Source organism: Rubrivivax soli, from assembly GCF_049810355.1.
GTDB lineage: Bacteria > Pseudomonadota > Gammaproteobacteria > Burkholderiales > Burkholderiaceae_C > Rubrivivax.
Genome location: NZ_CP187368.1, coordinates 1,914,147 through 1,939,496 on the forward strand (window position 1 = coordinate 1,914,147; position 25,350 = coordinate 1,939,496).

Below are 25,350 nucleotides of genomic sequence, written 5' to 3' on the forward strand. Positions count from 1 at the left end.
TAGCGGCAGTTCAGGGCGCCAGCGGGCCGATGTAGGCGGTGGCCACCACCACGTGCGCAATGTTCACCGACATGTCGCGCAGCGCCGCCTGCTTGCCGCCCATGTACACATTGAACCAGACGTTCTCTATGGCGATCTGCGGCGTGTCGCGGAAACGCAGCCCACGCCGCAAGAAGACCGGCTTGCCGTCGATCCAAGCACGCAACATGCCGTCTCCCTTGCCCGGCGTATTCAGACGAATGTGCTGCTCCACGCAGACCCAGCGGTTGGGAGGGACCAGCCCGGCCCCTCCGGCGCCGCCCCAGACGAGGATGTCGCCATACGCCGATTCAGTCTTGCTGTGGTAAACGTAGCTGCCCAGCGGCAGCAGGCCATGCGCTGGATGGTCCGGTGTCGCACCTTTGCCAAACGACCCGCGTGCCGACCAGCCCTGCATGCCGTTCCAGCCGCGGCCACCCCAGCCAGCGCGGTCGTAGGTGCCAGCGAAGCCTGGCAGCTTGCCCGCGTCTGGGCTGCTCGCCCACTCGGAGCCGAGCCGTATGTAGTATCGAAAGTAGGCTTCGCTTCGACCATTGCCGTCGGCCAGTCGGGGCAAGTGGTAGCGCAGGTCCAACCCCAAGTGCTCGGCGCGCGGAATCGTCACTTCCAGGCTAGGCAGGGCCAGCACTCCGCCCTCTGTAGTGGGAGCCGCCACGGGCGGCCTAACCTTGGCACGGACCATCTGCGCCTTGTTCCAGCCGTCCTTCATGCGGCCGTTGGCGAAGCTGTCTGCCCACAACACGGCAGGATCCATTTCGATGCCTCGGTCGCCCGAGTACGCCGCAGCGATGCCGCGTTCCGGCGCGTCGAACGTTTCGTTCCACGGTGTTGCCAAGCGGTAGGCTGCCAGTGACCCATCGGACCAAACGCCGACCGACGTGTCCCGGAACAGGATCAACTCAGCAGCGACGATCGCCTGCTGCGGCCCCTTGCGAAGGCGTGAGACATCGAAGCGCAGCACGCCCGCGCTGCCCGGGCCGATGTGCAGTGACTTGCGTTCGCCCAAGCCCGCGGCCGTGCTGCAGTCGAGGTGAGCGTCGGCCTGCGCCGACAGCAACTGCACTCCGCCGTCACCATATCGCACGCGTAAGGCCGGCCGCTGGCCTACGTCGTCTGCCTCGCGTGCATGAAAGTCGGCACCGCCCGCACCGACTTGTGTCGGCGCGAGTAGCACTCCGTCGTTGGGAAGGCTGCCGCTGACCCAGCCCCGCACCAGCAGCAGTACGTTCCAGCGCAGTGCTAACGGCGAGTTGGCGGCCGCTAGCCGCTGTGTGTCATAGGCTTTGCCGCCGCCCACTCTACCGACTGCATCGACCCAGATCGCTGTACCGCCGGACCATTGCAGGCCTAATGCTGCGTCGAAGAATCGGCACGAAATGCCGTCTGGCGCGTCGCGGAACGCGAACGCGCCCGTGCCTGCCGCAGGCAGAAGCCAGCAGGCCAGCAAGACGGCTGCCGCGCGGCGGCCGAACGATTTCCAGTGTGTTCGCACTTGCCGCATACCTCCGGAGTTCAGCCGATGAGGATATTCGCACGCGCCAAGCCTGCAGCGGCGGTACCGCAGAAACGACAAAGCCCCTGCTAGCAGGGCGTTGTCACTCAAGTATTGGCGGAAAGGGAGGGATTCGAACCCTCGGTCCGGGAGAACCCGGACACCGGATTTCGAGTCCGGCGCATTCGACCACTCTGCCACCTTTCCTGGTGTGTCGCCGCGGGTGGTGCCGCGTTTGGCGAAGCCGCAGATTCTAGCGCAGGAATTCCTGGCCGCCGAGATACGGGCGCAGCGCCGCCGGCACGTGCACCGAACCGTCGGCCTGCTGGTGGTTCTCCAGCACCGCCACCAGCGCGCGGCCCACGGCCAGGCCCGAGCCATTGAGCGTGTGCACGAGCTCGGGCTTGCCCTGCGCGTTGCGGAAGCGCGTCTGCATGCGACGCGCCTGGAACGCGTCGCAGTTGCTGCACGAGCTGATCTCGCGGTAGGTCGCCTGCGCCGGGATCCACACCTCCAGGTCGTAGGTCTTGCTGGCGCCGAAGCCCATGTCGCCGGTGCACAGCGCCACCACGCGGTAGGGCAGCTCCAGCTGCTGCAGGATGGCCTCGGCATGGCCCACCATCTGCTCCAGCGCCTCGGCGCTCTGCTCGGGGTGCGTGATCTGCACCATCTCGACCTTGTCGAACTGGTGCTGGCGGATCATGCCGCGCGTGTCGCGCCCGGCGCTGCCGGCTTCCGAGCGGAAGCACGGGCTGTGCGCCGTGAGCTTGATGGGCAGCGCGGCAGCGTCGAGGATCTGCTCGCGCACGGTGTTCGTGAGGCTGATCTCCGAGGTGCTGATGAGGTACTGCTCGCGCTGCTCCTCGTCACCGCCACGCAGGACCCAGAACATGTCCTCCTTGAACTTCGGCAGCTGCCCCGTGCCTTCGAGGATCTCGCGGTTGACGATGTAGGGCGTGTAGCACTCGGTGTAGCCGTGCTGCTGCGTCTGCACGTCCAGCATGAACTGCGCGAGCGCTCGGTGCAGCCGCGCCGCGGTGCCGCGCAGGAAGGTGAAGCGCGCACCGGCGAGCCGGGCGCCGGTGTCGAAGTCCACGCCGAGCGGTGCGCCGACGTCGACGTGGTCGCGCGGCGTGAAGTCGAACGCGCGCGGCGTGCCCCAGCGGCGCACCTCGACGTTGCCGCTCTCGTCGGCCCCCACCGGCACGCTCTCGTGCGGCAGGTTGGGCAGCGCCATCAGCAGCTGCTGCAGTTCGGCCTGCAGCAGCTCCAGCTGCTCGGCGCCGGCCTTCAGCTCGTCGGCGATGCCGGCCACCTCGGCCATCAGCGCCGCCGTGTCCTCGCCCTTGGCCTTGCGCTGGCCGATCTGCTTGCTCAGCGCGTTGCGCTGCGCCTGCAGGTCCTCGGTGCGGGTCTGGATGCGCTTGCGTTCGGCTTCCAGCGTGCCGTAGCGGGCTTCGTCGAGAAACGGTTGCGGGTTCTTGCGCGTCTGCAGGCGGGCCAGCACGCCGGGCAGGTCGCGGCGCAGGAGATTGATGTCGAGCATGGGTGTTCCTCGCGGGGATTCAAGCGCAGCGGCGCCACTGTTGGGCGCCGCCGTCGTGGAGTGGTCAGCGCGCCGGCGTCAGGATCGGGAGGCCGCCACCTCGCGCATGCTGCGGTCGCCCAGGCCGCGCGGCAGCGGGAAGTGCACGTGCTCTTCGACGCCGTCCATCTTGCGGATGCTGACCGCGCCCAGCTCGCGCAGCCGCGCGATCACCTGCTGCACCAGGATGTCGGGCGCCGAGGCGCCGGCGGTCAGGCCGACACGGCGGCGGCCCTCGAACCATTCGGCGCGCAGGTCGCCTGCACTGTCGACCATGTGCGCCGGCGTGCCCAGCCGCTCGGCCAGCTCGCGCAGGCGGTTGCTGTTGCTGCTGGTGGGGCTGCCCACCACGATGACCACGTCGACCGCAGGCGCCAGCACCTTCACGGCATCCTGCCGGTTCTGCGTGGCGTAGCAGATGTCCTGCTTCTTCGGCTCGCGCACGTGCGGGAACACGCGCTTCACCTCGGCCAGGATCTCGGCGGCGTCGTCCACGCTCAGCGTGGTCTGGGTCACCACCGCGAGCTTGTCGCTGCGCGGCTGCACACGCGCCACGTCGGCGGTGTCCTCGACGAGGTAGATGCCCTCGCTGAGCTGGCCCATCGTGCCTTCGACCTCGGGGTGACCCTTGTGGCCGATCATGATGAACTCGAAGCCCTCCTTCGAGAGCTTGGCCACTTCCACGTGCACCTTGGTCACCAGCGGGCAGGTGGCGTCGAAGACCTGGAAGCCGCGCTCCGCGGCCTCCTGCCGCACGGCCTGGCTGACGCCATGGGCGCTGAACACGAGCGTGGCGCCGGGCGGCACGTCGGCCAGGTCCTCGATGAAGATCGCGCCCTTGGCACGCAGGTCGTTCACGACGTAGGTGTTGTGCACGATCTCGTGGCGCACGTAGATCGGCGCGCCGAAGCGCGTGAGCGCCCTCTCGACGATCTCGATGGCACGGTCGACCCCGGCGCAGAAGCCGCGCGGCTCGGCCAGCAGCACTTCCTCGAGCAGTTGCGTCGGCATCTACAGCACTCCCACCACGTGCACCTCGAAGCGCACGGGTTGCCCGGCAAGCGGGTGGTTGAAATCGAACAGCAGCCAGCCGTCGCCGACCTCGCGCACGACGCCGGCATACGCGCCCTGGCCGTCGGGCGTGGGGAACTGCACCACGTCGCCGACCTCGTAGGTGGCGTCCGCATCGCCCAGCTCGTGCAGCAGCGCCAGCTTCACGCGCTGCAGCATCTCGGGGTTGCGCTCGCCGAAGGCGGCGCCGGCGGGGAGCTCGAAGGTCTCGCGCGCGCCCTCGGGCAGGCCGATCAGCTGCGCCTCGATGGCCGGCGCCAGCTGGCCCGTGCCGAGCGACAGCGTGGCCGGCTTGTCGTGGAACGTGTTCACGACGTCGGCGCCGTCGGGCCCGGCAAGGCGGTAGTGCAAGGTCAGGAACGACCCTGGCTGGACGGTGGTCACGAAGGCCTTTGCTGCGACGATAGACTGGCTTGCATTGTAAGAGCCGCTCCGCGCCACGCCGATGCCCCTGAAGGACCTGCCCGCCGACCAGCGCCCGCGCGAGAAGCTGCTGACCCGCGGCGCCGCCGCGCTGTCCGACGGCGAGCTGCTGGCGCTGCTGCTGCGCACCGGCTACCGCGGGCACGGCGTGTTCGACCTGGCGCAGACGGTGCTGGCCGGCTGCGGCGGTTTCGCCGGCCTGCTGGCGGCCACGCCGGCCACGCTGAAGCAGGTGAAGGGCCTGGGCCCGGCCAAGCGTGCCGAGCTGCTGGCCGTGGCCGAGATCGCGCGCCGCGCGCTGGCGCAGCAGTTGCAGCAGGCGCCGGTGTTCGATGCGCCGCAGACCGTGAAGGACTACGTCGCGCTGCGCCTGGGCGGGCGCGGCCACGAGACCTTCAGCGTGCTGTTCCTCGACGGCCAGCACCGCCTGCTGGTGATGGAGGACCTGTTCCACGGCACGCTGACGCAGACCAGCGTGTACCCGCGCGAGATCGTCAAGCGCGCGCTGGCGCTGAACGCCGGCGCGCTGGTGCTGGCGCACAACCACCCGTCGGGCCTGGCCGAGCCTTCGCGTGCCGACACCCACCTGACGCAGACGCTGAAGGCCGCGCTGCAGCTGGTGGACGTGCGCGTGCTCGACCACCTCGTCGTGGGCCAGGGGCAGGTGGTGTCGCTGGCCGAACGGGGGCTGCTGTGAAGCTGCGCAGCCTGAAGGAGCTGGGCACGCTGCGTGAGACGCTGGCCCGGCGCGAGCGCGAGGCCGCCGAAGCCGCCGCACGCGAGCGCGCGGCACGGGCCGCGGCCGAAGCGCGGGCGCGGCTGTTCGCCACCACCGTGGGCCCGGTGACGCCGCTGCCGCCCAGCGGGCTGGCCGACATCGCCCTGCCCCGCCCCGCGCCCGAGCCGCGCCAGCGCGAGGCCGATGAACGCGCCGCGCTGCAGGAGGCGCTGTCCGACGAGGTCGACATCGAGTCGCTGCTGCTCACCGACGACGGCCTGAGCTTCCGCCGCCCGGGCATCGGCCCCGACGTGGTGGCCAGGCTGCGGCGCGGGCACTGGTCGATCCAGGGCCAGATCGACCTGCACGGCCTGCGCCGCGACGAAGCGCGCGAGGCCCTGGGCGGGTTCGTGCGCGAGGCCACGCGGCGCGGCCAGCGCTGCCTGCGCGTGGTGCACGGCAAGGGGCATGGCTCGCCGGGCCGGCAGCCGGTGCTGAAGGGCAAGGTGCAGCGCTGGCTGGCGCAGAGCGCCGACGTCATCGCGTTCGCACAGGCCAGCGGCCCGCAGGGCGGTGCCGGCGCGCTGATCGTGCTGCTGGCCGGCGCGGGCCGCTGACGGGCTACGGCTCGGCTTGGCAGGACGGCGCTCAGCCGCCCTTGTTGCGCATCCAGTCGGCGGTGCCGAAGAACGACTCGGCCAGCCGCTGCGCCATCGCCGGGTCGACGGCGCACTCCTCCATCGCCTGGATCATGCAGGCCATCCACTGGTCGCGTTCGGCGATGCCGATGGCGTAGGGCATGTGGCGCGCGCGCAGCCGCGGATGGCCGTAGCGTTCGATGTAGTGGCTGGGCCCGCCGAGCCAGCCGCACAGGAACCAGAACAGCTTGTCGCGCGAGCCGTCCAGCGTGGCCGGGTGCAGCCGGCGGATGCCGGCATACACCGGCTCCAGGTCCATCAGGTCGTAGAAGCGGTCGACCAGCGTGCGCACGCCGGTCTCCCCGCCGAGGCGCTCGAAGGGCGTCTGCGTGCCCTGGGCGGCCGCGTCGGCGTCGGCGCTCATGCGCTGCGCTCGATCATGCGTGTGGCCACCTGCCCCATCGCCACCGAGGCCGGGGCGCCGGGCATGGTCTCGGCCAGCAGCTGGCGCTTGAGCACGGCCTCGCGCACCAGCGGGTCCTGCGGCAGTTCGCCCAGCAGGTCCAGCTGCAGCGGGCTGTCCAGGCCGGGGCTGACGTAGCGGTCCACCACGGTCTGCAGCTGCAGCCGCACCTGGCGGCCTTCACCCGGCCGGCGCACCTGGTTCACCAGCAGCTGCAGCAGGCGCCGCTGCTGCGTGGTCGCCAGCACCTTCATCGTGGCGTAGGCGTCGGTCAGCGACGTGGGTTCGGGTGTGGCGACGACGATCACGTCGTCGGCCAGCGACACGGTGTAGAGCACCACATCGGAGATGCCGGCGCCGGTGTCCAGCAGCACGTGGTCGAAGCGCGGCGCGACCTCGTCGATGACCTTCTGCAACTGCTCGCGGACTTCGGGCGTCATGCGCGAATACTCGACCATGCCCGAGCCCGCCAGCAGCACGTGGAATCCGCCCGGCGCGGGCAGCACGGCTTCCTCGAGGGTGGACTTGCCGGTGAACACGTCGTGCAGCGTGATCTTCGGGTGCAGGTTCAGCACCACGTCGAGGTTGGCCAGCCCGAGGTCGGCGTCGAGCACCAGCACCTTGCGGCCCTGGCGCGCCAGCGAGGCCGCCAGGTTGGCCGCGACGAAGGTCTTGCCGACACCACCCTTGCCGCTGGTGATGGCGGTGATGTGCGTGCGCGGCCGGGCGGAACGGGGCTCGGTCATTCGAAATCCTGGAAACCGGTGGACTCGAACAGCAGCCGCTTCTCGTCGTTGCTGACCAGAGAAACGGCGGCCGGCTCGAGTTGCACGACATTGCGGCCCAGCGCCTTGGCGCGGTAGAGCTGCTGATCGGCACGTTCGACCCACAGGGCCGGCGTCGAGCGCACCCACTGCGGCGCGAACGCGCCGCCGATGCTGACGCTGACGGCGATGTGCTGGCCCGGGCCCACCACCACCGGCATGCGCTCGACGCGGCGGCGCACGCGCTCGGCCACGGTCTCGCCGAAGGCACTGGGGCAGTTGGGCAGGATGATCGCGAACTCCTCGCCGCCGACCCGCGCGACCAGGTCCATCGGGCGCACGCAGTCCAGCAGCGCGCCGGCGACGGCCTTGATGACGAGATCGCCCGCGTTGTGGCCGTAGCTGTCGTTGACGCGCTTGAAGTGGTCGATGTCCATCGTCAGCAGCAGCGCGGGTTCGCCGCTGCGTGCGACGCGGTCGATCTCGCGGCCCAGCGCCAGCTCGAAGCTGCGGCGGTTGGACAGGCCGGTCAGTGCGTCGCGACTGGAGAGCTCCACCAGCGCGTCGATCAGGCCTTGCAGCCAGGCCGGGCTGCCGGGCTCACCGGGCAGCCCGGCCTGTCCCGAATGCTCCAGCAGTTGCAGCGCCTGGTCGAGGCGCAGCGCGGACGGTGGCAGGGCGGGACGGTTCATGAGGTCGGGCCAGTCTAGCAGCGGGGCGCAGGCGCGCCGCTCAGAACTGCGGCGGGAACAGGCCCCATCTCGGCGTCTCGGACCGGGCCGTGCAGGCCGACACTGCGGGCATGAACGCCGTCGTCACCCCGTCCCTCGCCTCCGACCAGGAATTCACGCTGTCCGCAGGTGACTTCGAGCGCATCCGGCAGCTGATCTACCAGCGTGCCGGCATCAGCCTGCACGCGGGCAAGCAGGCGATGGTGTACAGCCGCCTGTCGCGCCGCCTGCGCGAGACCGGGCACCGCTCGTTCAGCGACTACCTGCAGGCGCTGGAGCGCGGCGGTTCGGACGCCGAGTGGCAGGAGTTCGTGAACTGCCTCACCACCAACCTGACCGCCTTCTTCCGCGAAGACCACCACTTCCACGCGCTGGTCGACGACCTGCGCGCCCGCGGCACGAAGCCGGTGCGCATCTGGTGCAACGCCGCGTCCACCGGCGAGGAGCCCTACTCGCTGGCGATGACGGTGGTCGAGACGCTGGGCGCCTCGGCCCAGGCGCGGCTGCTGTGCACCGACATCGACACCAAGGTGCTGGCCACCGCGCAGCGCGGCGTGTACCCCGCCGACTCGCGCGGGCTGAGTCCCGAGCGCCTGCGCCGCCACTTCATGCGCGGCACCGCGCAGAACGCCGGTTTCATCCGCGCGAAGCCGGAGCTCTCACGTCTGATCGAGTTCAGGCCCTTCAACCTGATGAGCCCGAACTGGGGCGTGCTGGGCGAACCGTTCGACATCGTGTTCTGCCGCAACGTGATGATCTACTTCGACAACCCGACGCAGCGCAAGGTGCTCGAACGCACCCATGCGGCAATGAAGCCGGGCGGCCTGCTGTACGTCGGCCATTCGGAGAACTTCACCGAGTCGCGCGACCTCTTCCGGCTGCGCGGCAAGACGATCTACGAACGGGTCTGACTCCGCGCCCTCCGCGGCGCCTGCCGCTCAAGTCTGATCGCCCTGCCGCCGATATCCTGCCATGCAAGCCGCTGCCACTGTGTCCGCGCCCGTGTCGCGCCCCCTGGGGGCGACCGCCCGGCTGGATCGCCTGAAGTCCGCGCCGCGCCGCTCGGGCGAGGCGTCGTTCTTCTTCTACGACGCCCACTTCCGCAACGAGGCGGTGAAGGTGCTGCCGGGCGAGTTCTTCGTCCACGACGAGGACATCCTGATCATGACCACGCTGGGCTCGTGCATCGCCGCGTGCCTGTGGGACCGCGACAAGAGGATCGGCGGCATGAACCACTTCATGCTGCCCGACGGCGGCGGCGCCGCCGACAGCGGGCGCTACGGCTCGTTCGCGATGGAACTGCTGATCAACGAGATGATCAAGCGCGGTGCCACGCGCAGCACGATGGAGGCCAAGGTCTTCGGCGGCGGCGCGGTCATCAGCGGCATGAACAGCATCAACGTCGGCGAGCGCAACACCACGTTCGTGATGGATTACCTGCGCACCGAGCGCATCACCGTCGTCAGCAAGGACGTGCTGGACATCTACCCGCGCAAGGTCTGCTTCCTGCCGCACAGCGGCAAGGCGATGGTGAAGAAGCTGGCATCGGCGAACACCGAGGCCCTGGTGGCGCAGGAACGCGCCGCGGCCGCGCGCCCGGTGCCCGCCGGCAGCGGCGGTGGCAGCGTCGACCTGTTCTGAGGAGTTCCCCGGTGAGCAAGACAACCGTCGTCGTCGTCGACGATTCCGCCCTGGTGCGTGGCCTGCTGGCCGAGATCATCAACCGGCAGCCCGACATGGTGTGCATCGGCGCGGCCGCCGACCCGCTGGCCGCGCGCGAGATGATCCGCAGCCTCAACCCCGACGTGATCACGCTCGACGTGGAGATGCCGCGCATGGACGGCATCGACTTCCTGCAGCGCCTGATGCGGCTGCGGCCGATGCCGGTGGTGATGGTCTCGACGCTGACCGAACGCGGCGCCGAGGTGACGCTGAAGGCGCTGGAGCTGGGGGCGGTGGACTTCGTGGCCAAGCCGAAGATCGGCGTCGCTGACGGCCTGCGGCAGCTCGGCGTGGACATCACCGACAAGATCCGCACGGCCTCCAAGGCCCACGTGCGCCGGCTCGCCGCGCCTGCGGCCGGCAGTGCGGCCAGCGCCGGCGGCACCGGCACCGCCCGGCCGGCTGCCGCAGCCAGCCTGGGCCGGCTGTCGACCGAGAAGATCGTCTTCATCGGCGCTTCCACCGGCGGCACCGAGGCCACGCGCGAGGTCATCACGCAGCTGCCGCCCGACGCGCCCGCGGTGATGATCACGCAGCACATGCCGCCCGGCTTCACGAAGAGCTACGCGGCGCGGCTCGACGGGCTGGCGCGCATCCGCGTCGCCGAGGCCACCGACGGCGAACGCGTGCTGCCCGGACATGCCTACATCGCCCCGGGCGGCTTCCACCTGTCGGTGGAACGCTCGGGCGCCAACTACATCGCCCGCGTGCGCGACGGCGAGCCGGTCAACCGCCACAAGCCGTCGGTCGAAGTGCTGTTCGAGAGCGCCGCGCGCGTGGTGGGCCCCAATGCGCTGGGCGTGATGCTCACCGGCATGGGTGCCGACGGCGCGCGCGCGATGAAGGCCATGCGCGACGCCGGCAGCTGGAACGTCTGCCAGGACGAGGCGAGCTGCGTCGTCTTCGGCATGCCGCGCGAAGCCATCGCGCACGGCGCCGCGCACGAGGTGCTGCCGCTGTCGCAGATCGCGACGGCGCTCATCGAGCGCCTGCGCAGCACGGCGGGCATGAACACCACGCGCGTCTAGCGCCTGGCGCGGGTCCGCGCCCGCCGCACCCCGTCACCAGCGCGCCCGGTCCATCTGGGCCACGTTCCAGCTTTCGGCGCGGCGCGCCGCGCGGCCTTCGCACAGCCCGATGTCGCAGCGCAGGCGCGCGTCCAGGTGCTCCAGGCCGCGCACCTCGGCCACCGCCGGCACTGCCGCGTCGGCATGCGCGCGGCGCAGCAGCCGACCGGCCACGTCCGCCAGGTCGGCCAGGACACGCTGCAGCCAGGGGCGGTGCAACGGCAACGTGGTGGGCAGGCAGCAGGGGGCGGTGGCAGTGGTCATCGGGGGCTCCAGCAAGGGTGTCTCGGTGCTGGAAAGATATCCGTTGCCCTGCAGCCAAGGAAGCGACGATTTCTACACCGATTGGCAAGCTATGCTTACCAGCATGGCCCGCCTGCCCCTGCACACCCTGCCCGCCTTCCGCGCTGCCGCGCGCAGCCAGAACCTGCGCCTGGCCGCCGAGGAACTGCACCTGACCCACAGCGCCATCAGCCAGCAGATCAAGCTGCTGGAGGCGCAGCTCGGCTTCCCGGTGTTCGACCGCCGCGGCCGCCGCGTCGTGCTGAACGCCGCCGGGCAGGCGCTGCAGCGCGCCACCGAAGCGGCGCTCGACCGGCTCGACGACGGCCTGCGCGCGGCCAAGGCCCTGGCCGACGGCGAGGCGCAGCGCGTGCGCCTGACGCTGCTGCCCTCGTTTGCGCAGCGCTGGCTGTTGCCGCGCATGGCACGCTGGCGCGATCGCCATCCCGACATCGCGCTGGAGCTGCACACCTCGCAGCAGATCGTCGACCTGCAGCGCGACGGCTTCCACGCCGCGCTGCGCCAGGGCGCCGGCCGGTGGCGCGGGCTGCATGCGGTGCGCCTGATCGACTCGCCGCTGATCGCGCTGGGCGCGCCGGCCGCAGCACAGCGGCTGCAGGGCCGCGGCACGGCGGCGCTGGCCGACGAGCCGCTGCTGGGCGCGCCGCAGCTGTGGGAACGCTGGTTCGCGCTCGACGGCTGCCGCGTGCCGGTGAACCCGGTGGCCAGCTTCAACGACGCCGGACTGATGCTGCAGGCTGCCGAGCAAGGCATCGGCATCGCACTCGGCCGCGAGTTGCTGGCCGCCGACGCGCTGCGCGAGGGCCGGCTGGTGCGCCTGTCGCCGCTGGCGCTGCCGGACGAGCAGGCCTATGCGTTCTGGTTCGTGTGTCCGCCCGAACTGGCCGGCTGGCCGCCGCTGCTGGCGTTGCAGGACTGGCTGCACGACGAGCTGGCACGGTCGCTGCAAGCGGAGCCGGCAGAACGACCCGGTTAGCATGCCGGGCACAACGAGGGAGCAGCAATGGATTGGTGGGTGAACGCCCTCGCCGGGTTCGGCGTCGGCACGGTCGTCGGCATCACCGGCGTCGGCGGCGGTGCGCTGATGACGCCCATCCTCGTGCTGCTGTTCGGCGTGGCGCCGGCCTCGGCCGTGGGCACCGACCTCTGGTTCGCGGCCATCACCAAGATGGTCGGCGGCTGGGTGCACCACAGCAAGGGCAGCGTCGACGGCCAGGTGCTGAAGCTGCTGTGCTGGGGCAGCCTGCCGGCCTCGGTGGCCACGCTGCTGTGGCTGCACTTCAGCCACGCCTCGAAGATGAACAACGGGCTGCTGATGTCGGCCCTGGGCGTGGTGCTGCTGCTCACCGCGCTGGCCATGGTGTTCAAGAAGCGCGCGCAGAACGTGGGCCTGAAGCTGCGCACGATGTCGCCGGTGGACTTCAAGCGCGCGCAGCCGGCGCTGACCGTGGTGGCAGGCGCCATCCTGGGCCTGCTGGTGACGTTGACCTCCATCGGCGCCGGCGCGCTGGGCGCCGTGATGCTGGTCTACCTGTACCCGTTCCGCATGACGCCGAGCCGGCTGGTCGGCACCGACATCGTGCATGCGATTCCGCTCACCATCGTCGCCGGCACCGGCCACATGCTGATGGGCAACGTGGACCTGGTGCTGCTGGGCATGCTGCTGCTGGGCTCGATCCCCGGCGTGGTGCTGGGCTCGCTGATCGGCCACCGGCTGCCCGAGCAGGCGCTGCGCGCGGCGATCGCCGCGCTGCTGGTCATCGCGGGCTTCAAGCTGCTGTCGATGTGAGCTGGCTCAGCCGCCCAGGAACAGCTGCTGCAGGTCGCTGAGGAAGTCGAAGCCGCGCGGCGTGGGCACCAGCAGCGCACCCTGGCGCTGCAGCAGGCCGCGCTGCACGCCCTGGTCGATGGCCGCGTCCAGCTGGGTCGGTGACAAGCCCGTGCGCTCGGCGAACAGGCCGAGCTCGAAGCCGTCCTTCAGCCGCAGCGCGTTGAGCATGAACTCGAACGGCAGGTCGGCCGCGGCCAGCGTGTGTTCGTTCGACACCGCCTGCCCCGCCAACGCCTTGGCCATGTAGGCCGCCGGCTCGCGCCAGCGCACCTGGCGCACGATGCGCTCGGGGAACGACAGCTTGCCGTGGGCGCCGGCGCCGATGCCGAGGTAGTCGCCGAAGTGCCAGTAGTTCAGGTTGTGCGTGCAGCGGTGCCCGGGCAGTGCAAACGCCGAGACCTCGTAGCGCGACAGCCCCACCGCGGCGGTGCGTTCGCACAGCAGGTCGAGCATGTCGCTGGCGAGGTCGTCGTCGGGCATGGCCGGCGGCGGCTGGTTCGCGAACACGGTGTTCGGCTCCAGCGTCAGGTGGTAGACCGACAGGTGCGGCGGCCGGAACGACAGCGCGGTGTCGAGGTCGGTGCGCAGCGCGTCGAGCGACTGCCCAGGCAGCGCATACATCAGGTCGATGTTGAAGGTGTCGAAGGCGCTGGCCGCCTCTTCCACCGCGGCGCGCGCCTGTGCCGCGTCGTGCACGCGGCCGATCGCGGCGAGCGCTGTGTCGTCGAAGCTCTGCACGCCGATCGACAGCCGCGTCACGCCGGCCGCGCGGAAGGCACGGAAACGCTCGCGCTCGAAGGTGCCGGGGTTGGCCTCCAGCGTGATCTCGCAGCCCGGCTCCAGCGGCAGCCGCGCGCGGATGTCGGCCAGCAGCCGGTCGATGCCGTCGGGGCTGAACAGGCTGGGCGTGCCGCCGCCGATGAAGATGCTCAGCACGCGCCGGCCCCACACCAGCGGCAGCGCGGCCTCGAGGTCGGCGATCAGCGCGTCGATGTAGTGGCGCTCCAGGTCGGCGTCGAGCCTGCCAACCGCTGGAAGCCTGGGGGTCAACAGCTCGTGCGAATTGAAGTCGCAGTACGGGCACTTCTTCAGGCACCACGGCAGGTGCACGTACAGCGTCAGCGGCGGCAGCGCGGCCAGGCGCACGTTGCCCGGCTTGATGAACCGCAGGACCGACTCAGCCAAGGTGCCACTGCGCGTGCAGCAACGCGCGCATCTGCGCCGCAGCGCGGGCGCGGTGGCTGTGGGCGTTCTTGGTGGCGGCCGGCAGCTGTGCCACCGTCAGCCCCAGGTCGGGGATGAACAGCAGCGGGTCGTAGCCGAAGCCGCCGTCGCCCTGCAGGGCCTGCAGGATCTGCCCGTCCCAGCGGCCGAAGGCGATCAGCGGCTCGGGGTCGGCGGCGTGGCGCACCGCCACCAGCGTGCTGACGAAGGCGGCACGGCGGTCGGCCACGCCTTCCAGGCGCTGCAGCAGCAGGCGGTTGTTGGCCGCGTCCTGGGCCGCGCGCAGTGCCTCGCGGTCGTCGGCTGCATCGGCAGGCATGGGCGCGTAGTGCGCCGACACCACGCCCGGCGCGCCGCCGAGCGCGTCGACGCACAAGCCCGAGTCGTCGGCGATCGCAGCGCCACCGCAGGCCGCCGCTGCATGCCGCGCCTTGGCCAGCGCGTTCTCGACGAAGGTGATGTGCGGCTCCTCGGCCTCGGCGATGCCCAGGCTGCCCTGCGCCACCAGTTCCACCGGCACCGCAGCGAACAGCGCCTGCAGTTCGCGCAGCTTCTTGGCGTTGTTCGACGCGAGCACCAGCCTCATCGTGTCCTCACCGCAGCACGCAGTGGCATCAGGCGGCCAGCGCCGCCCGCTGCAGGTCGACCAGCTCGCGGATGCCCAGGTCGGCCAGCGCCAGCAGCTGGTCCATCTCGGCGCGCGAGAACGGCACGCCTTCGGCCGTGCCCTGCACCTCGACGAAGCCGCCGCTGCCGGTCATCACGACGTTCATGTCGGTGTCGCAGGCCGAGTCCTCGACGTATTCCAGGTCCAGCAGCGGCGTGCCTTCGACGATGCCCACCGACACCGCTGCCACCGCGTCGCGGATCGGGCTGGCAGCGATGCGGCCCTGCGCCAGCAGCCAGGTCACCGCGTCGTGCGCGGCCACGTACGCGCCGGTGATGGCCGCCGTGCGCGTGCCGCCGTCGGCCTGCAGCACGTCGCAGTCGAGGCTGATGGTGCGTTCGCCCAGCGCCTTCAGGTCGAACACGCTGCGCAGGCTGCGGCCGATCAGGCGCTGGATCTCCTGCGTGCGCCCGCTCTGCTTGCCCTTGGCAGCCTCGCGATCGCTGCGCGTGTGCGTGGCGCGCGGCAGCATGCCGTATTCGGCCGTGACCCAGCCTTCGCCGCTGCCGCGCTTGTGCGGCGGCACGCGTTCTTCCACCGAGGCCGTGCACAGCACCCTGGTGTCGCCGAAGGCCACCAGCACCGACCCTTCGGCGTGGCGGGTGTAGTGGCGTTGCAGGACGACGGGGCGCAGCGCATTGGCCGCGCGGCCGGCGGATCGTTCAAATGCCATGGGAGTCCTTGACAGCGCCGTCACCGGCGCTTCTGTGATGAGCGTTGGATCGCTTCGTTGATCTCGCGGATCGAGCGCTCGATCTCGGCGTCGTCCAGTTCGTCGGGCGCATCGCCCAGCATGCTGGCCTGGATGGTGGAGGCGAAGACCTCCTCGCCCAGCGACAGCGTCGAGACGCCGCCGCTGCTGTCGCCGTCTTCGGCGCTTTCCCATTCGACCGCGAGCGCGGTGACGTTGTCGCTCTTGGCGCCTGCCACGCGCAGGGCCTGCTCGACCAGTTCGGGCACGGCGTCGGAGATGGGATGCTGCGCCAGCAGGTCGGTGATGCCGGCGTCGCTGACGCTGCCCCACAGGCCGTCGCTGCACAGCAGCACGCGGTCGCCCGGGTGCATGACCAGCGGGCCGGCGGTGTCGACCACCGGCTTGCCCGGGCTGCCCAGGCAGGTGAAGAGCACGTTGCGGTTGAAGCGCTCGCCGATGGGCACCACCTGCGACAGCGTTTCCTGCAGCTCGGAGTACGAGTGGTCGCGGGTGCGGGCGATGAGCTTGTCGCCGCGCACCATGTACAGCCGCGAGTCGCCGCAGTGCGCCCAGTAGGCCGCGTTGCCCTGCAGCAGGCAGGCCACGACCGTGGTGCGCGGCGTGTCCACCAGCGAGCGCTCGGTGGCGTAGCGCAGCAGCTGGTGGTGGCCGGCGATGATGGCGTCGTGCAGGAACCGCAACGGGTCCTTCAGCGCCGGGCGGGCCTCGCGCTGGAACATCGCGGCCAGCGTCTGCAGCGCCAGCTGCGACGCGACCTCGCCTTCGGGGTGGCCGCCCATGCCGTCGGCCAGCGCGAACAGGCCCGAGTCCCGCGTGTAGCAGTAGCCCATGCGGTCTTCGTTCTTCTCGCGTCCGCCCTTGCGGCTGACCTGGTACACCGTGAACCGCATGTCGGCGCCCCTCAGGCCTTCTGGCCGGTCTTGAGCGTTTCCAGCTGCAGCTTCAGGCGTTCGCCGAAGCTGAGCTTGGTGTAGCGCCGCTCGGTTTCGCGCGCCAGTTCCTTCTGCAGCGCAAACACGCTCTGCGGGCGGCTCAGCGGGTCCAGCGACATGCACCATTCCGTGACCTCGATGAGGTTGTCGGAATACACGTTGCGCAGCCGGCTCAGGCTCAGCGCCAGGCGGTCCTTCTCCAGGCGCTGCGGCGCATCGTTGGGCGGGTAGCCCTGCATGCAGGCGTAGATGCAGGCGCCGATGGCGTAGATGTCGGTCCAGGGGCCGAGGCTGCCGTCGCGGCGGTACATCTCGGGCGCGGCGAAGCCCGGCGTGTACATCGGGCGGATGAAGTTGCCTTCCTTCGACAGCACCTCGCGCGCAGCACCGAAGTCCAGCAGCACCGCCTTGTTGTCGTTGGTGATGAAGATGTTGGCCGGCTTGATGTCCAGGTGCAGCATCTTGTGCTGGTGCACGATGCGCAAGCCGCGCAGGATCTCGTCGAACAGGCTGCGGATGGTGCTCTCGCGAAACACCTTGTCACGCTTCAGATCGCGCGCGGTGACGATGAAGTCCTGCAGGGTGTCGCCCTGCAGGTAGTTCATCACCATGTAGACGGTTTCGTTCTCGCGAAAGAAATTGAGGACGCTGACCACCGAGGGGTGGCTGATCTGCGCCAGCGAGCGGCCTTCCTCGAAGAAGCTCTTCAGGCCCAGCCGGTACAGCGGCTGCTTGTCGGGCTTGACGCGCGGCGTGAGCTCGCCGGCGCTGCGCTCGGCCAGCGACGACGGCAGGTACTCCTTGATCGCGACGAGCTGCTGGTTGTCGCCCTCGGCCAGGTACACCACCCCGAAGCCACCGGCCGCCAGCTTCTTGACGATCTGGTAGCCCCCGACCACGGTGCCCGACGGCAACGGGGCAGGCTTGGGCTTTGACATAATCGCTGGCTGTTTCTTGGGTGGGAATCGATGGCAGTTTATAGCATGACGGGTTATGCCAGCGCCGCTGCGGGCGGGGCTGGCAACGAGCCCGCAGACACTGCCGCGGCAGCCGCCACATCGGCTTCCGTCACGGTGGAAGCGCGGTCGGTGAACGGCCGGTTTCTCGACCTGAGCTTCCGCCTCCCCGACGACCTGCGCGGACTGGAACCCGCCTTGCGCGACCTGCTCGGCGCGGCCTTCCGGCGCGGCAAGATCGAGGTTCGCATCAGCACCCAGCGCGAAGCCGAATCCGCCTGGCCCAGCCCGAACAGCGACCAGCTCAACCGCCTGCTGCGCCTGGAGGGCACCGTGCAGAGCTGGCTGCCGCAGGCGCGCGGCCTGTCGGTGGGCGAGGTGCTGGCACTGTGCCGCCACGGCGCCGGCAGCGAGAAGCTGGACGACGCGGCGCTCGACGCCGCGAAGCGCTGCATCGCCGGGCTGCGCGACGCCCGTGCCCGCGAGGGCGAGCGTCTGGTCGCCATGCTGCTGGACCGCACCACGCGCCTGCGCGCGCTGGCCGACCAGGCCGAGCCGATGATGCCGCTGGTGGTGCAGCGCCAGCAGCAGCGCTTCATCGAGCGCTGGAACGAGGCGCTGGCCAACGTCAACGCCGGTGGCAGCGTGCCTGCCGCCACGCTGCAGGAACGTGCGCTGGCCGAGGCGGCGTCGTACGCCATCCGCATCGACGTCGCCGAGGAGCTGACCCGTCTGCGCTCGCACCTGGACGAGATCGAACGCCTGCTCAAGAGCGGCGGCGAACTCGGCAAGCGGTTGGACTTCCTGATCCAGGAACTGCAGCGCGAGGCCAACACGCTGGGCAGCAAGTCGCCCGCCATCGAGCTGACCGCGGTGTCGGTCGAGATGAAGGTGCTGGTCGAGCAGATGCGCGAGCAGGTGCAAAACATCGAGTAGGTTCTCGGGGGTTCCAAGCGATCCCCGAAAACGCGCCGACCTGTTGTCGCGTGGGGATGCCATGACCCAGGCCATCCCAGGGCATCGCCGCAAAGCGCGCGCAACCTGCGAGGTTCGCTGGGGCGTTCTTCGGGTTCGCGGCACACCTGGCATGCGCACCCGACCAAGCCCCCACAGCCTCACGGGAGCCTCTGGGACTTGAACCGACAGCCACGTTCCATCACAGGCCAAGCGCTCAAGGGCCGGCTCGCCGCGGCCCGGTCGACCGCGGGGGCGGCAACGGGCCGACCTGCGTCGCGAGCGGCTCTGCCGTGCAAGCCGGCCGGCCCGACGTCGTTCCGGCACGTCGCCTGCTCCCTTCGCGCGTGGGCGTGGCACGCAGGATTCGGTACGAGCGTGTCGGCCCCGCCCCCCCCAGTGCCGCGTTCAAGCGCCTGAAGATCCTCGCCATCGAGCACTTCACCGTGCACGCGCAGGTGCGCGAAACGACCAGGTCTTCCAAGGCCCTGGAAGACGTTCAGACCGGCGCTCGGCACGGCCAGCCTGTCGGTCGACGTCATCAGCGCTGCCTGGGCGCGCATGAGGTCGGGCGCCTGCGGCGGCGGCGGCGCGCCATCGATCCGCCCGGCGACGCAGCTCCCCTGCGAACCATCGGCCCTGCGCGCGCGGCTGGCCGGCAGCACGGCGTGCGGGACCGGCAGGCGCAGCGTGACCTTGATGACGGGCGCTCGACCTGGCCCGCTTCATCCGACGTCGCGTCGAGCAGTCTCGCAGCGGGGGACCGCCAGTCGCTCGGGGCCGATCTCGGTGCCGCGCCAGCCGCCCTCGCGCACCGGGGCCACGATCCGGCCCGATGGCAGCGCCACCGCAGGGCCCGGCATCGAGCGGACGAACCGCAGATCCAGTTGCCATCCGGCACTCCAGGTGCGAAACCATCGCTCCCGAACCACACCCGACGCACCTTGGCCACATTGGGCGAATCGGAGTCACGGTCTTCGGCCTGGGGGCCCGATGCGACCTGCCCGGCAGTGAAGACGATGGTGCTCACGCCACGAGGTGGCATGACCTCGGCCTGGCGTCGAACCGGTCATGGGGCTCACGCGTGCAGTGCGGTCACGGACCCACCGGCGCGCCCTTGGCCTCAGGTGATTGGGGGTCGTGGATGTGGTTGTCGCGCCAGCTGGCATATCCGGGGCCGCTGGCGGTGGTGGCCGCACCCCAGCCCGTCGGACGGAAGCGGTTGTTGAGCGCGTGCACGTTGCCGTAGCTGGCGTTGCCCGTGCGCTCGAGGTAGAGGTTGAAACCGCCGCCTTCGAGGTAGTTGCCCTGGATGAACACGTTGTGGATCGGCAGCCAGGTGGGCTGGATGAACAGCGCGCCGGTCTCGTTGCCGCCGGAGCAGTCGAGGCGGTTGTTCAGGAACTCCACCTTGCGGCCCGGCGCATCGCGGAAGTCGCGGATCGTGGCGGCTTCGTTGTGCGAGCCGTCCCCCGACGGGTCGCCCCAGGCGCGCAGGACTGGGCGATCGCCTGCACCGGCAAGGCCGACGCATCGATCTCCGAATCGCGGATCACCACGTTGCCTGCTGCGGTCGCCTGGCAGCCATCGTCGCCGCAGACGGTGGTCGTCACGAGGTAGGCGTGGTGGCTGCCCACCGAGTTCGGGCGGATGCACGACTTCTCGATCAGGATGTTGCCGCTGGACAAGTCCAGCGGCACCGTGACACGCATGTTGCGGATCACCGTGCCCGGGGCCGGCTTGGCGCTGCCCGTGTAGAGAGGCAGCGCATCGCAACGCAACCCATGGGGTGCGAGGCCGATGTTGCTTGTGGTCAGCTGCCAGCCCAGCAGCGGCGCCGGCGCCGGCGACGGGGCCGGGGCCGGGGCAGCAGGCGGCGGCGCAATGGGCGGGGGCGGGGTCGAATCGGGGGCCGGACCGGCGCCATCGCCGCCGCACGCCGCCAGCACCTGCGCAAAGGCCAGCACGAGACAGGCCGGCGCGCGTGGTGTCGCTTCCTCGTGCATTCTCTTGCTTTCAGTGGTGTTGATCGTGCTCGAGGCCAGGCCGCACGGCGCGGGCGATGGCGCGTGCCTCGGTCTCGATCACGTGGCGTCCGCGTTCCGCGGTGGCGTCCGCCAGGGCGCCGAAGTCGACCTGCAGCGTGATGCGGATGCCGGTGCCGCCGCGCAGGTGCGGACCTTGCCGCTCGATCACGCCAGGCGCCCACGGGCCGCTGGCGCCGCGGCGGATCGCGGACGCCACGTCGGGGAGCGTCATCGCGGTGGTCGTGTCGTGCAGGACCGGCACCCGGCGTTGGCGATGGGCTGGCCAGGGCTCACGCATCGCCACGACCGATCCTGATCTCATGGCGCTTCTGCGGGTGCACGGCGTGCAGGAGCCGCTGTGCCTCCAGCGTCAACGCGCTCCGGTCGGGTTGCGACAGCGGCTCGAGCGCCGAGACCTCGATGCGTGCTGTCTTGTCGCCATCCAGCAGTGCCCAGGTGCCGGCCACCCGCCCATCCACCCAGGCCGTGGGCCTGACGATGCCGTTGTTCGTGAACACGGATCTGCGATGCACCTCGCGCAGGAAGCGCCGGCGGTCGGCGTAGGACAGCAGCAAGGCATCCCAAGGCCCGAGCAGCCGTGGCGGCGCCGCGGTGTCCGGCGCCGGGCGCGGGGCACGCGGCAGGTCGAAGTGCTCCTGCCCTGCTTCGTCCACCAGACGGATGAGCCGCGGACTCAGGCGCTCGAAGCTGGCGCCCAGCTGCGTGAGACCGCACCAGAGGGCCATGTCCTGGGGCCGCGCCGGCCCGAAGGCCTGCAGGTAACGCAACACGAGTGCGTCGACACCGAGCGTGTGGTCGGCGGCACCGGCCTCATGGATCTCGAGCTGCGGCCGGGCGTGGCAGCCCCAGCAGCCCGCAGGCGGCAGGTGCGCCAGGGGCAGCAGGTTGCGTGCGGCGGTGGCCAGGGCGTCGGCGTCTCGTTCGGGCCACAGGCGCTGCAGGGCGGTACCCAGCTGACCGTGCGTGAGCGGCTGGCTCCTCAGCAGGCGCTGCGCGGCCGCTGCGACGACATCGAGGTCCAGGCCGTCGAGCAGCCGCCCGCGGGAGGCCTGCAGCACGCGCTTCATCATCGGCTGCAGGAGGCCCCGCAGACTCAGCGCCTCGTCGGCGGGGATCAGGTGCAGCGTCGATCGCAGCGCGGCCATGCGCACCACCGTGGTCCGTTCCAGCAGGCGCGTGAGCTGGGCTGGTTCGAAACCCTCGAGCCGCGCCAGCAGCGCCAGATACGGTGGCTCCGGCGCCTGCGCCTGCAGACCCATCAGGTGCCGCAGCGCCTTCAACGGCGACCAGCGGTGGCGCGCGAGCAGCAGCTGCCGCGCCAGCGTCGCGCGGTTCAGCGCGCGAGGCGTGATCGGCGTGGCGGACGCCAGCGGACGCGTCACAGCGGTCAATCCGCTGCACTCGAGCCGCCCCGCGCCTGGCGGAGCAGGTCGCCGAAGAAGCGGCGGATGTCGTCGGCCACCAGCACCGGATGCGTTTCGTTCGCGAAGTGCCCGCCCGCCGGCATCTCCGTCCACTGCAGGACGTGGCTGTGCGAACGCTCCACGAACCTGCGCACCGAGCGGAAGTCGTCGGGGAACACGGCCACGGCCGTCGGCGTGGGATTCGGCAGCTCGCGGTAGCCCGCGCCGCTGCGTGCGTTGGCGAAGTAGAACTCGGCCGCCTGGCCGCCGGTGCCCGTGAACCAGTACAGCGCGACGTGGGTCAGGAAACGATCCCGATCCACGGACGCGGCGTTTTCGCCTTCGAAGCCGTAGAACAGTTCGGCGTTCCAGGCCAGCAGCGCCACCGGCGAATCCACCAGCCCGTACGCCAGCGTGCCGGGGCGCTTGGACTGGATGTCGGCATAGCCGGCGTAGCGCTGGAAGCTGTCCAGCTTCTGGAAGCCGCCCAGCTCGAAGGGCGTGAGGCCCTCCATCTCGCCCGGGGCGCCGCTCGGGAAAGCGAACACCTGCTGCATGTGAACGCCGACCAGGCCCCGCGGCGCCAGGATGCCGAGCTCGCGTGTCACGAGGGCACCGGCATCGGCGCCCTGCGCGCCGTAGCGTTGGTAACCGAGTCGCTTCATCAGCGTGTCCCAGGCTGCCGCGGTGCGGATCGCGTCCCAGCCTTCGGCCGCCAGCGGCGACGACAGGCCCATGCCCGGCAGCGAAGGGATCACCAGGTCGAAGGCGATCGAGTCGTCACGCCCGTGTGCGCCAGGGTCGGTGAGCGGGCCGATCAGGTCGAGGTACTCGGCCGGGCTCGCCGGCCACCCGTGCGTGAGGATGAGCGGGAAGGCGCCGGGCCGCTGCGACTTCACGTGCATGAAGTGGATGGTCTGGCCGTCGATCTCGGTGACGAACTGCGGCACGCGGTTCAGCCGCGCCTGCTGTGCCTGCCAGTCGAACCCGTCGAGCCAATGGCTCGCCAAGGCCTTCACCAGCGGCAAGGCCTGGCCGTGGCTGAAGTCACCCACCACGGGTTGGGCCCAGCGCGTCTGGGCCAGACGCCGCCGCAGGTCGTCGATGCGCTGCTGCGCAACGTCGATCTGGAAGGGGCGGATGGTGTTCGATGGCGTGTTCGTCACGGCGGCTCTCTCCGGGTGTTGCGGGTTGCGCCTTCCACTCTTCCATCGAGGCGCGCCGCGGGCTTGTAGAAAGCCGACGCGGCGGCAGCAGTCCGCCCCCGACAAGCTTCTCGAACGAAGCACCCGCCTTGACAAGTCAGCTTCATTCACCAAAATGGGTGAATGACTCGGTCGCCGGCTCCTCGACAACTGGACCACGTGTTCGTGGCCCTGGCCGACGCGACACGGCGGTCGATCCTGGCCCGACTGTCGTCGGGCGAGGCCAGAGTGACCGATGTGGCGGCGCCATTCGACATCGCGCTGAACTCGGTGTCCAAGCACATCCGCATCCTCGAGCGCGCCGGTCTCGTCGTGCGCCGACGCGCGGGCCGGGAGCACTACCTGCGCCTGGATCCCCGGGCACTGACCCAGGCCGCGGACTGGCTGACCTCGCGCCAGCGGTTCTGGGTCGACCGCGTCGCTCGGCTTCAGGTGCTGCTCGACGAGCAGGATGCGCATCCCATCCATCAACCCAAAGGAGTCCGTCGTTCGTGAAGACCGAAGATGCGATCAAGGTCAGTGTCCAGCACCGGTTCCGTCAGCCCGCCGAGCGGGTGTTTGACGCCTGGCTCGATGTGACCATGGTGCGCCGGTTCCTCTTCTCGAGGGAGACCGGCGAGATGCTGCGCTGCGATGTGGACCCGCGCGTGGGCGGGCGCTTCGTGCTGACCGACCGCCGGCCCGACGGCGATGCGGAACACGTCGGCGAATACCTCGTCATCGAGCGTCCGCGCAAGCTCGTGTTCACCTTCGGCATACCGGCTGCATCGCCGACGTTCGACATCGTCACGATCGTCATCACGCCCGAGAGCGATGGCCATTGCACCTTGCACCTGACTGCGGAGATGCAGCCTGAGTGGAAGGACTACGTCGACGGCGCGCGCAAGGGCTGGGCCCAGATCCTCGCCAGGCTCGAGCAGGCACTGGCCTGAAGGGCGGCAGGTGGCGTCGCGAGGCACCGGATGGGTGCTGCGGTGAATACATCATTCACCGGGCAGGACTGGGCTTCGATAGCGTTCGGGTCCGAACCACCCCAGCATCGATCCTGAGCGCATGCCAACACCCGCCCTGACCATCATCGGCCTCGACGCCGACGACACCCTCTGGCACAACGAGAGCTTCTTCCGGCAGAGCCAGGACCGGTTCAGCGAACTGCTGAGCGAATACGCCGACACACAGACCATCACCCAGACGCTCGACACCGTCGAACACAAGAACCTGGCGGTCTACGGTTACGGCGTGAAGGGCTTCACGCTGTCCATGCTGGAAGCCGCGCTCGCGATCACCGACGCCAGGTTGCCAGCCCAACGCCTGCAGCAGATTCTCGAACTCGGCCGCGAGATGATGCGCCACCCGGTGGACCTCTTGCCGGGCGTGAAGCAAGCTCTCGCAGCCCTGTCGCAACGCCTGCCCTTGGTGCTCATCACCAAGGGCGACCTGTTCCACCAGGAGAGCAAGCTGGCGGCCAGCGGCGTCGGCGAGTACTTCCGTGGCGTGGAGATCGTCAGCACCAAGAGCGCGACCACCTACGCACGCGCGTTCCAGCGGTTCGGCGCCGACCCGGGGCAGGCCGTGATGGCCGGCAACTCGGTGCGCTCGGATGTGCTGCCCGCTTTGGAGGCGGGCAGCTACGCCGCCCTGGTGCCTTACCCGCTGCTGTGGGCCCACGAGGCGGCCGAGGCACCCAGCGGGCATCCGCGGTTCAGGGAGCTCGAGTGCCTCGGTCAGCTGGCACCGTGGATCGATGCGTTGCAGGCCCGGCGTTGAGCATCACGCCCGGCGTCTCCAGCGTCTCGACCAGGCGGGCATGGCTGCCGTCGGAGAGCTGGAAGCGCACCCAGCGGAAGCGGCTGCTGGGAATCAGCACGTCCTGCTCGAGGCACGCGCTGGTCGTCAGCGTGAGCTCCGGCGGGTTGTCGCTGAACCAGCCCCGATCCGACAGCGAACGCTCGGCCCGCACGATCTCCGCCGACGCGTACCGCCACAGTGACCGCCCCATCATTTCCGAACGGGGCCTCCGGCACTCGGCCTCACGCCCGCGCGACAGGGCCAGCAGCCGGTGCGTCAGGTCGCAGACCAGGTGCACCCGCAGCGGCGACTCGTTGACCAGCCGCGCGAGCGCGTGGTCGGCTGCACTGTCCAGGCGTGCAGCCATCAGGCGCCGCAGCACCTGCTGTTCGTCCTCGTCGGGCGTCTGTGTGCCACTCTCCCAGCGGGAGATCGTGGGCTGCGAGACGCCGAGCAGCTCGGCGGCATGGGACTGCTTCATCCGCCGCAACGCGCGCCAGCGGCGCAGCGACTGCCCCAGCGCCGTCGCGTCGACGTGTTGAATCGGGTCTTCCTGCATGGGGTCAAGTCAAGCGAAGGCGCTGCCACGCAGCCCTGCCCAGCATTCTCGC

30 protein-coding genes and 1 tRNA gene are annotated in these 25,350 nt (G+C 70.3%); 11 read left to right on the forward strand and 20 right to left on the reverse strand.

The annotated features are described in order from the left end of the window. Positions 1 to 10: 10 nt before the first annotated feature. The 5 genes from ACPOLB_RS08750 to ACPOLB_RS08770 form a co-directional block, all read right to left on the reverse strand. Positions 11 to 1,540 (reverse strand): polysaccharide lyase, encoded by a 1,530-nt coding sequence (locus ACPOLB_RS08750; RefSeq protein ID WP_425260944.1) that lies wholly within the window; start codon positions 1,538 to 1,540, stop codon positions 11 to 13. Between the two features lie 106 nt (positions 1,541 to 1,646). Then, positions 1,647 to 1,738, reverse strand: a tRNA-Ser gene (locus ACPOLB_RS08755). 46 nt (positions 1,739 to 1,784) lie between these two features. Beyond that, positions 1,785 to 3,077 carry a serine--tRNA ligase gene (gene serS / locus ACPOLB_RS08760; protein WP_425260945.1) on the reverse strand — a complete coding sequence of 431 codons (1,293 nt, stop codon included), beginning with the start codon at positions 3,075 to 3,077 and terminating at the stop codon, positions 1,785 to 1,787. 78 nt (positions 3,078 to 3,155) lie between these two features. Continuing rightward, positions 3,156 to 4,127 carry a 4-hydroxy-3-methylbut-2-enyl diphosphate reductase gene (gene ispH, locus ACPOLB_RS08765; protein WP_425260946.1) on the reverse strand — a complete coding sequence of 324 codons (972 nt, stop codon included), beginning with the start codon at positions 4,125 to 4,127 and terminating at the stop codon, positions 3,156 to 3,158. Next, complete coding sequence (locus ACPOLB_RS08770; protein ID WP_425260947.1) at positions 4,128 to 4,571, reverse strand: FKBP-type peptidyl-prolyl cis-trans isomerase; 444 nt, start codon at positions 4,569 to 4,571, stop codon at positions 4,128 to 4,130. It abuts the gene before it with no gap. A 61-nt stretch (positions 4,572 to 4,632) separates the two neighbouring features. On the opposite strand from ACPOLB_RS08770, the gene radC reads away from it, so the two are divergent. Next, complete coding sequence (radC, locus tag ACPOLB_RS08775; RefSeq protein ID WP_425260948.1) at positions 4,633 to 5,307, forward strand: RadC family protein; 675 nt, start codon at positions 4,633 to 4,635, stop codon at positions 5,305 to 5,307. Beyond that, positions 5,304 to 5,945 carry a Smr/MutS family protein gene (locus ACPOLB_RS08780; RefSeq protein ID WP_425260949.1) on the forward strand — a complete coding sequence of 214 codons (642 nt, stop codon included), beginning with the start codon at positions 5,304 to 5,306 and terminating at the stop codon, positions 5,943 to 5,945. Before radC ends, ACPOLB_RS08780 begins: the two co-directional genes overlap by 4 nt. A 31-nt stretch (positions 5,946 to 5,976) precedes the next feature. Here the strand turns inward: ACPOLB_RS08780 and ACPOLB_RS08785 are convergent, their stop codons facing one another. Genes ACPOLB_RS08785 through ACPOLB_RS08795 form a run of 3 tightly spaced genes read right to left on the reverse strand, consistent with a single transcriptional unit; the run spans position 5,977 to position 7,885 of the window. Beyond that, on the reverse strand, positions 5,977 to 6,390 hold the full coding sequence (locus tag ACPOLB_RS08785; RefSeq protein ID WP_425260950.1) for a group II truncated hemoglobin: 414 nt from the start codon (positions 6,388 to 6,390) through the stop codon (positions 5,977 to 5,979). Beyond that, the gene (locus ACPOLB_RS08790) at positions 6,387 to 7,175 is read right to left on the reverse strand and encodes a MinD/ParA family protein (protein WP_425260951.1); all 789 of its coding nucleotides are present in this window, start codon (positions 7,173 to 7,175) and stop codon (positions 6,387 to 6,389) included. The genes ACPOLB_RS08785 and ACPOLB_RS08790 overlap by 4 nt, the downstream gene beginning before the upstream one ends. Next, on the reverse strand, positions 7,172 to 7,885 hold the full coding sequence (locus ACPOLB_RS08795) for a GGDEF domain-containing protein (RefSeq protein WP_425260952.1): 714 nt from the start codon (positions 7,883 to 7,885) through the stop codon (positions 7,172 to 7,174). Before ACPOLB_RS08795 ends, ACPOLB_RS08790 begins: the two co-directional genes overlap by 4 nt. A gap of 110 nt (positions 7,886 to 7,995) precedes the next feature. On the opposite strand from ACPOLB_RS08795, the gene ACPOLB_RS08800 reads away from it, so the two are divergent. From ACPOLB_RS08800 to ACPOLB_RS08810, 3 genes are all read left to right on the forward strand, one after another. Next, on the forward strand, positions 7,996 to 8,835 hold the full coding sequence (locus ACPOLB_RS08800; protein ID WP_425260953.1) for a CheR family methyltransferase: 840 nt from the start codon (positions 7,996 to 7,998) through the stop codon (positions 8,833 to 8,835). Between the two features lie 61 nt (positions 8,836 to 8,896). Next, the gene (cheD, locus tag ACPOLB_RS08805; RefSeq protein WP_425260954.1) at positions 8,897 to 9,565 is read left to right on the forward strand and encodes a chemoreceptor glutamine deamidase CheD; all 669 of its coding nucleotides are present in this window, start codon (positions 8,897 to 8,899) and stop codon (positions 9,563 to 9,565) included. Positions 9,566 to 9,576: 11 nt separating this feature from the next. Further along, on the forward strand, positions 9,577 to 10,674 hold the full coding sequence (locus tag ACPOLB_RS08810; RefSeq protein ID WP_425260955.1) for a protein-glutamate methylesterase/protein-glutamine glutaminase: 1,098 nt from the start codon (positions 9,577 to 9,579) through the stop codon (positions 10,672 to 10,674). Positions 10,675 to 10,707: 33 nt separating this feature from the next. On the opposite strand, the gene ACPOLB_RS08815 is transcribed toward ACPOLB_RS08810, so the two are convergent. Beyond that, a complete protein-coding gene (locus tag ACPOLB_RS08815; RefSeq protein ID WP_425260956.1) occupies positions 10,708 to 10,977 on the reverse strand; it encodes a hypothetical protein in 270 nt (89 codons plus the stop codon). A gap of 91 nt (positions 10,978 to 11,068) precedes the next feature. On the opposite strand from ACPOLB_RS08815, the gene ACPOLB_RS08820 reads away from it, so the two are divergent. Together ACPOLB_RS08820 and ACPOLB_RS08825 are read left to right on the forward strand one after the other, a co-directional pair. Continuing rightward, positions 11,069 to 11,992 carry a LysR substrate-binding domain-containing protein gene (locus tag ACPOLB_RS08820; RefSeq protein WP_425260957.1) on the forward strand — a complete coding sequence of 308 codons (924 nt, stop codon included), beginning with the start codon at positions 11,069 to 11,071 and terminating at the stop codon, positions 11,990 to 11,992. 27 nt (positions 11,993 to 12,019) lie between these two features. Continuing rightward, entirely contained in the window at positions 12,020 to 12,805 is a 786-nt protein-coding gene (locus ACPOLB_RS08825; RefSeq protein WP_425260958.1) for a sulfite exporter TauE/SafE family protein, read from the forward strand. A 6-nt stretch (positions 12,806 to 12,811) separates the two neighbouring features. Here ACPOLB_RS08825 and hemW read toward each other — a convergent pair whose 3' ends face one another. Genes hemW through ACPOLB_RS08850 form a run of 5 tightly spaced genes read right to left on the reverse strand, consistent with a single transcriptional unit; the run spans position 12,812 to position 17,323 of the window. After that, on the reverse strand, positions 12,812 to 14,032 hold the full coding sequence (gene hemW / locus ACPOLB_RS08830) for a radical SAM family heme chaperone HemW (protein ID WP_425260959.1): 1,221 nt from the start codon (positions 14,030 to 14,032) through the stop codon (positions 12,812 to 12,814). After that, entirely contained in the window at positions 14,025 to 14,657 is a 633-nt protein-coding gene (rdgB, locus tag ACPOLB_RS08835) for an RdgB/HAM1 family non-canonical purine NTP pyrophosphatase (protein WP_425260960.1), read from the reverse strand. The genes hemW and rdgB overlap by 8 nt, the downstream gene beginning before the upstream one ends. Positions 14,658 to 14,685: 28 nt before the next feature. Continuing rightward, positions 14,686 to 15,411: a ribonuclease PH gene (rph, locus tag ACPOLB_RS08840; RefSeq protein ID WP_425260961.1), complete on the reverse strand. Its 726-nt coding sequence runs from the start codon at positions 15,409 to 15,411 to the stop codon at positions 14,686 to 14,688. A 20-nt stretch (positions 15,412 to 15,431) separates the two neighbouring features. Next, positions 15,432 to 16,343, reverse strand: a complete 912-nt coding sequence (locus tag ACPOLB_RS08845; RefSeq protein WP_425260963.1) for a PP2C family protein-serine/threonine phosphatase — start codon at positions 16,341 to 16,343, stop codon at positions 15,432 to 15,434. An 11-nt stretch (positions 16,344 to 16,354) separates the two neighbouring features. Next, positions 16,355 to 17,323, reverse strand: a complete 969-nt coding sequence (locus ACPOLB_RS08850) for a serine/threonine protein kinase (RefSeq protein WP_425260964.1) — start codon at positions 17,321 to 17,323, stop codon at positions 16,355 to 16,357. 30 nt (positions 17,324 to 17,353) lie between these two features. Here ACPOLB_RS08850 and ACPOLB_RS08855 point away from each other — a divergent pair, with 30 nt between their 5' ends. Beyond that, a complete protein-coding gene (locus ACPOLB_RS08855; RefSeq protein ID WP_425260965.1) occupies positions 17,354 to 18,277 on the forward strand; it encodes a YicC/YloC family endoribonuclease in 924 nt (307 codons plus the stop codon). A 1,113-nt stretch (positions 18,278 to 19,390) separates the two neighbouring features. Here ACPOLB_RS08855 and ACPOLB_RS08860 read toward each other — a convergent pair. The 5 genes from ACPOLB_RS08860 to ACPOLB_RS08880 are packed head-to-tail and all read right to left on the reverse strand — an operon-like array spanning position 19,391 to position 22,912. Continuing rightward, positions 19,391 to 19,705: a hypothetical protein gene (locus tag ACPOLB_RS08860; RefSeq protein ID WP_425260966.1), complete on the reverse strand. Its 315-nt coding sequence runs from the start codon at positions 19,703 to 19,705 to the stop codon at positions 19,391 to 19,393. Further along, positions 19,693 to 20,301, reverse strand: a complete 609-nt coding sequence (locus ACPOLB_RS08865) for a hypothetical protein (RefSeq protein ID WP_425260967.1) — start codon at positions 20,299 to 20,301, stop codon at positions 19,693 to 19,695. The genes ACPOLB_RS08860 and ACPOLB_RS08865 overlap by 13 nt, the downstream gene beginning before the upstream one ends. 10 nt (positions 20,302 to 20,311) lie before the next feature. Further along, positions 20,312 to 20,554, reverse strand: coding sequence for a hypothetical protein (locus tag ACPOLB_RS08870; RefSeq protein ID WP_425260968.1), 243 nt, complete (start codon positions 20,552 to 20,554; stop codon positions 20,312 to 20,314). A 58-nt stretch (positions 20,555 to 20,612) separates the two neighbouring features. Further along, positions 20,613 to 21,725, reverse strand: coding sequence for a winged helix DNA-binding domain-containing protein (locus ACPOLB_RS08875; RefSeq protein WP_425260969.1), 1,113 nt, complete (start codon positions 21,723 to 21,725; stop codon positions 20,613 to 20,615). Between the two features lie 5 nt (positions 21,726 to 21,730). Next, positions 21,731 to 22,912: an epoxide hydrolase family protein gene (locus ACPOLB_RS08880; RefSeq protein ID WP_425260970.1), complete on the reverse strand. Its 1,182-nt coding sequence runs from the start codon at positions 22,910 to 22,912 to the stop codon at positions 21,731 to 21,733. Positions 22,913 to 23,110: 198 nt separating this feature from the next. On the opposite strand from ACPOLB_RS08880, the gene ACPOLB_RS08885 reads away from it, so the two are divergent. From ACPOLB_RS08885 to ACPOLB_RS08895, 3 genes are all read left to right on the forward strand, one after another. Beyond that, complete coding sequence (locus ACPOLB_RS08885; protein WP_425260971.1) at positions 23,111 to 23,446, forward strand: ArsR/SmtB family transcription factor; 336 nt, start codon at positions 23,111 to 23,113, stop codon at positions 23,444 to 23,446. Then, on the forward strand, positions 23,443 to 23,883 hold the full coding sequence (locus ACPOLB_RS08890) for an SRPBCC family protein (RefSeq protein ID WP_425260972.1): 441 nt from the start codon (positions 23,443 to 23,445) through the stop codon (positions 23,881 to 23,883). The genes ACPOLB_RS08885 and ACPOLB_RS08890 overlap by 4 nt, the downstream gene beginning before the upstream one ends. Before the next feature lie 121 nt (positions 23,884 to 24,004). Further along, positions 24,005 to 24,718 carry an HAD family hydrolase gene (locus ACPOLB_RS08895; RefSeq protein WP_425260973.1) on the forward strand — a complete coding sequence of 238 codons (714 nt, stop codon included), beginning with the start codon at positions 24,005 to 24,007 and terminating at the stop codon, positions 24,716 to 24,718. Here ACPOLB_RS08895 and ACPOLB_RS08900 read toward each other — a convergent pair. Next, on the reverse strand, positions 24,654 to 25,298 hold the full coding sequence (locus ACPOLB_RS08900) for a helix-turn-helix domain-containing protein (RefSeq protein ID WP_425260974.1): 645 nt from the start codon (positions 25,296 to 25,298) through the stop codon (positions 24,654 to 24,656). The two genes, ACPOLB_RS08895 and ACPOLB_RS08900, sit on opposite strands and share 65 nt — an antisense overlap. Positions 25,299 to 25,350 lie beyond the last annotated feature (52 nt).